Below are 3956 nucleotides of genomic sequence, written 5' to 3'. Positions count from 1 at the left end.
TTTTTTCGATGAGTTCCACGGCGATGGGCAGGGCCAGCTCGCCGGCCTGGTAGAGTAGGCTGACGAAATTGAGGCCCTTGACGAAGCGGCCCTTGCTATGGTCCCAGTGGGTGCAAATCAACGCACTCGGGTCCGTGTGGGCCTTTTCCAGGATGGAATCATCCACGAGTAGCACCGCAAAGTCGTCGTCCGCCCGCTGCTGCTCGGCCGCGCGAATCACCGGCTTGGCCTGCTTCCAGACCTGCTCAGAGTCCAGATACGAACTACTCAGCCAGCGCGTGACCTGGTCGTGACTCACGGCCCCATCCAGCAGCCGTGATAAACCCGTGGCCGACGTTTGACCCGTCGAACTAATCAGGTAATCTGTGTACAAATCCAGTGTGCAACTCATCACCAAACGTAAATCACTCCCCTAAATATCCGCGTAACATCAGTAATTTAGGCTTTTGCTTCTATAAAAATCTCTCGGCAACTCTGTCTGATTCAGCAAAATCTCACCTTGGCCGCAACCTCTGGAGCGTTTCCACGGTAAGTAGCCCGAATCTAACGGCCCTGGCCCATTAAAATCTCCGCATTACCCACCCATTTATCAATTCACCTAATTACCGATAACCACCCTCACCCATGAAAAAAATTGCAATTCTCGCCCTGTCGTTTCTAACTGTTTCTGTAGCCAAAGCCCAGGATGCTGGCGGACTCCGCATCGGTATCAAAGGAGGCGCTACCTACTCCAGCCTCTCCGGCGACCAGGCTTCGCAAATTGCCGGTCCTGCTTTCGACAATGACCTGGGTTCCTTTAAGCTGGGCTACAACGCTGGTATCGGCACAAGCTTCCCCATCAGCAGCGACGGTTTCTTCTCCATCGCTCCAGAGCTGCTCTACAACCGCAAAGGCTACGAAGTGAAGTCGAAGCAGATGGCTGGCACCAGCGAAATTGAGGTGGAGCAGCAGCGCGTGCTGCACTACCTGGATTTGCCAATTCTGGCCAAAATCAACGCCGGTGGTCTGTATTTTGAGCTTGGCCCCCAGGTAAGCTACCTGTTCGGCTCGAAAGTGAAGCAGCAAACCACAACGAAGAACGCAAACGGCACCAAGACCAAAGTCGACAACGACGGCAGCTTCCAGGACTACAGCGGCGTTAAGCGCGGCCCTTCGGACAAGTCCGACCTGGCGCAGTTTGACATTGCTGGCGTGGCTGGCATCGGCTACCAGACCGACGGCGGCCTGAGCCTGGGCCTGCGCTACGCCCAAGGCTTCAACTCGCTGATTGACTCCAAGAACACCAACAACGACCCCAAGGCGTTCAACAATGCCTTCACGCTGCAGCTGGGCTACCTCCTGCCGCTGGGCCGCTAAGCTGCCCGCAGCTACCCTCCCCAAAGCGCTGGTTGCCTCCGGGCAGCCAGCGCTTTTTTTGCCTCATGCGAATCGTACTACCGGTTTTTTGGACCAAGCTATGGTGGTGTGATTTTCGCCGAACTCATCTCTTACCAATATCAAAGAAATTCTTCTTTCCATTTGAGCAAGCGCTGGGATGAAAACACAAAGCCCGGCTTCCATAGTGGAAGCCGGGCTTTGTGTTTTCATCCCAGCGCTTGCGCCTTACTTCGCTTCAGCGTAGTTGCGGTAGAAATGCGGGATGGTTTCGATGCCTTTCAGGAAGTTAAAGACCCCGAAATGCTCGTTGGGCGAGTGGATGGCGTCACTGTCCAGCCCGAATCCGAGCAGCACGGTATCCAGGCCCAGCTCCGATTTGAACATGGCCACGATGGGAATGGAGCCACCGCCGCGCGTGGGCACCGGCCGCTTGCCGAAGGTGGTTTCCATGGCATCGGCGGCGGCGCGGTAAGCCACCGAGTCGGTGGGCGTTACCACGGGCTCGCCGCCGTGGTGCGGGTGCACGCTCACCGTGACGCTGGCCGGGGCAATGCTGCGGAAGTGCTTATGGAACAGCTCCGAAATTTCGGCTGAGGTCTGGTGGGGCACCAGGCGCATGGAGATTTTGGCGTGGGCCTGCGAGGCAATAACGGTTTTGGCGCCTTCGCCGGTGTAGCCGCCCCAGATGCCGTTCACGTCGAGCGTGGGCCGGATGCTGGTGCGCTCCATGCTGCTGTAGCCCTTTTCGCCGGCCGTGGCGGGCAGGCCGATGCTCTTTTTGAATTCTTCTTCGGAGAACGGAGCCTTGGCCATTTCGGCGCGCTCGTTGGCGCTCAGCTCGTCCACGTTATCGTAGAAGCCGGGGATGGTGATGTGGCCGTTCTCATCGTGCAGGCTGGCAATCATCTGGCAGAGCACGTTGATGGGATTGGCCACGGCGCCGCCGTAGAGGCCGGAGTGCAGGTCGCGGTTGGGGCCGGTCACGGTCACTTCGTGGTAGCTCAGGCCGCGCAGGCCCACCTCAATGCTGGGCACGTCGTTGGCCAGCATGCCAGTATCGGAAATCAGGATGACGTCGGCTTTGAGCTTTTCCTTATTTGCCCGCACGAAGATTTCGAGGTTATTGGAGCCGATTTCTTCCTCGCCCTCAAACATGAACTTGATGTTGCAGGGCACGCCGCCCTGGCCGTCGCGCATCATCATCTCAAAGGCTTTGACGTGCATGTACACCTGGCCTTTGTCGTCGCAAGCGCCGCGGGCGTAGATTTTCTCGTCCTTAATCACCGGCTCGAAGGGCGGCGAGGTCCATAGCTCGTAGGGGTCGGCGGGCTGCACGTCGTAGTGGCCGTACACGAGCACGGTTTTAGCGTCGGGGCTCACCACATACTCGCCGTACACAATGGGGTTGCCAGCCGTTTGGCACAGCTCCACATTTTGCACGCCGGCTTCTTCGAGACGGGTTTTGAGGAAGTCGGCGGCCCGCAACACGTCATCGTGAAACTTGGGGTCGGCCGAAACGGACGGGATGCGGAGCCAGTCCATCAACTCGTTGAGGAAGCGGGTCTGGTTATCGGCGAGGTAATTGGCCATGCGCGGTGCGGAGTATAGAGAGGTTGGGAATGCGAGGGTAAAAGTAGCGGGTGCAGCCCGCTTTGCCCAATGGCAACCCCCGCCAGGCAAAAGCAGCCGACCATGGGTCTGCTCGCATATCTGCTACTTCCCCTACTTCCGTCCAAATAGCGGCACGCGGCTCTCGGTCCCGGCCCGCAGCCGGCCAATGTTGGCCCGGTGGGTGTAGATGAGCAGGGCCGCCAGCAGGAACCCCACGTACACCATAAACGGCTGCGCCGGCCGGAACTGCGGCAGCAGCTGCAGCAGCGCGAAGGCGATGCCCGCCGACATACTGGCCAGCGACACGTAGCGAAACACCAGCAGCATCACAACAAAAACCAGCAGGCACACGCCTACCGTGGCAGGGGCCACGCCCAGCATCATGCCCAGTACCGTGGCCACGCCCTTGCCGCCCCGGAACTGTGCGAAGACGGGAAAGATGTGCCCTACAATGGCCAGCACGCCACACGCCAGCTTGAAATACAGCTCGTGCTCGGGGGCAATGGCGCCCTGCGCCACCAGCCACTGCGGCAGGAAAAACGCGGCCACAAAGCCCTTCAGGGCATCAACGAGCAGCACCGCCGAGCCAGCCTTGGGGCCCAGCACGCGAAAGGTATTGGTGGCACCGGCGTTGCCGGAGCCGTGCTCCCGGATGTCGGCCAGGCCAAAAAAGCGGCGGCCCACCCACAAGGCTGTGGGGATGGAGCCAAGTAGGTAAGCAGCTAAGAGCGCAAGCGCGATGTAGAGGTAGTTCATGCGGGGATAAATGTAGCGCGAATGCCGCAGTTTGCGCCCCCGTGCCGTTCAGGTGTGATTCGGCAGCGCAAGCATCAGCAGGTGGGACGCACAAAAAAGCCCCGCCCGATGGGCTTGTCCTTACCCAAAACTCAGAAAAGCGCCGGCCTGGAGGTCGGCGCTTTTTTGTGGGCTGTGGTAGCTTTCGGGCATGAGCATTTCGACGCATTTTG

At 59.2% G+C, this 3956-nt stretch carries 4 protein-coding genes; 1 reads left to right on the top strand and 3 read right to left on the bottom strand.

Annotated elements, in window-relative coordinates; all coding sequences use genetic code 11:
- Window positions 1-391: transposase (locus BEN48_RS14775; protein ID WP_141764570.1), on the bottom strand; the 391-nt coding region annotated here is incomplete at its 3' end.
- Between the two features lie 233 nt (window positions 392-624).
- On the opposite strand from BEN48_RS14775, the gene BEN48_RS14770 reads away from it, so the two are divergent.
- On the top strand, window positions 625-1356 hold the full coding sequence (locus tag BEN48_RS14770) for a porin family protein (protein WP_070735672.1): 732 nt from the start codon (window positions 625-627) through the stop codon (window positions 1354-1356).
- Between the two features lie 246 nt (window positions 1357-1602).
- On the opposite strand, the gene BEN48_RS14765 is transcribed toward BEN48_RS14770, so the two are convergent.
- Window positions 1603-2967, bottom strand: coding sequence for a dipeptidase (locus BEN48_RS14765; RefSeq protein ID WP_070735671.1), 1365 nt, complete (start codon window positions 2965-2967; stop codon window positions 1603-1605).
- A gap of 132 nt (window positions 2968-3099) precedes the next feature.
- Window positions 3100-3744: a glycerol-3-phosphate 1-O-acyltransferase PlsY gene (gene plsY / locus BEN48_RS14760; RefSeq protein WP_070735670.1), complete on the bottom strand. Its 645-nt coding sequence runs from the start codon at window positions 3742-3744 to the stop codon at window positions 3100-3102.
- Between the last annotated feature and the right edge of the window lie 212 nt (window positions 3745-3956).

It is taken from the genome of Hymenobacter glacialis (assembly GCF_001816165.1).
Lineage (GTDB): Bacteria > Bacteroidota > Bacteroidia > Cytophagales > Hymenobacteraceae > Hymenobacter > Hymenobacter glacialis.
This window is presented reverse-complemented; position numbering and strand designations above follow the sequence as displayed.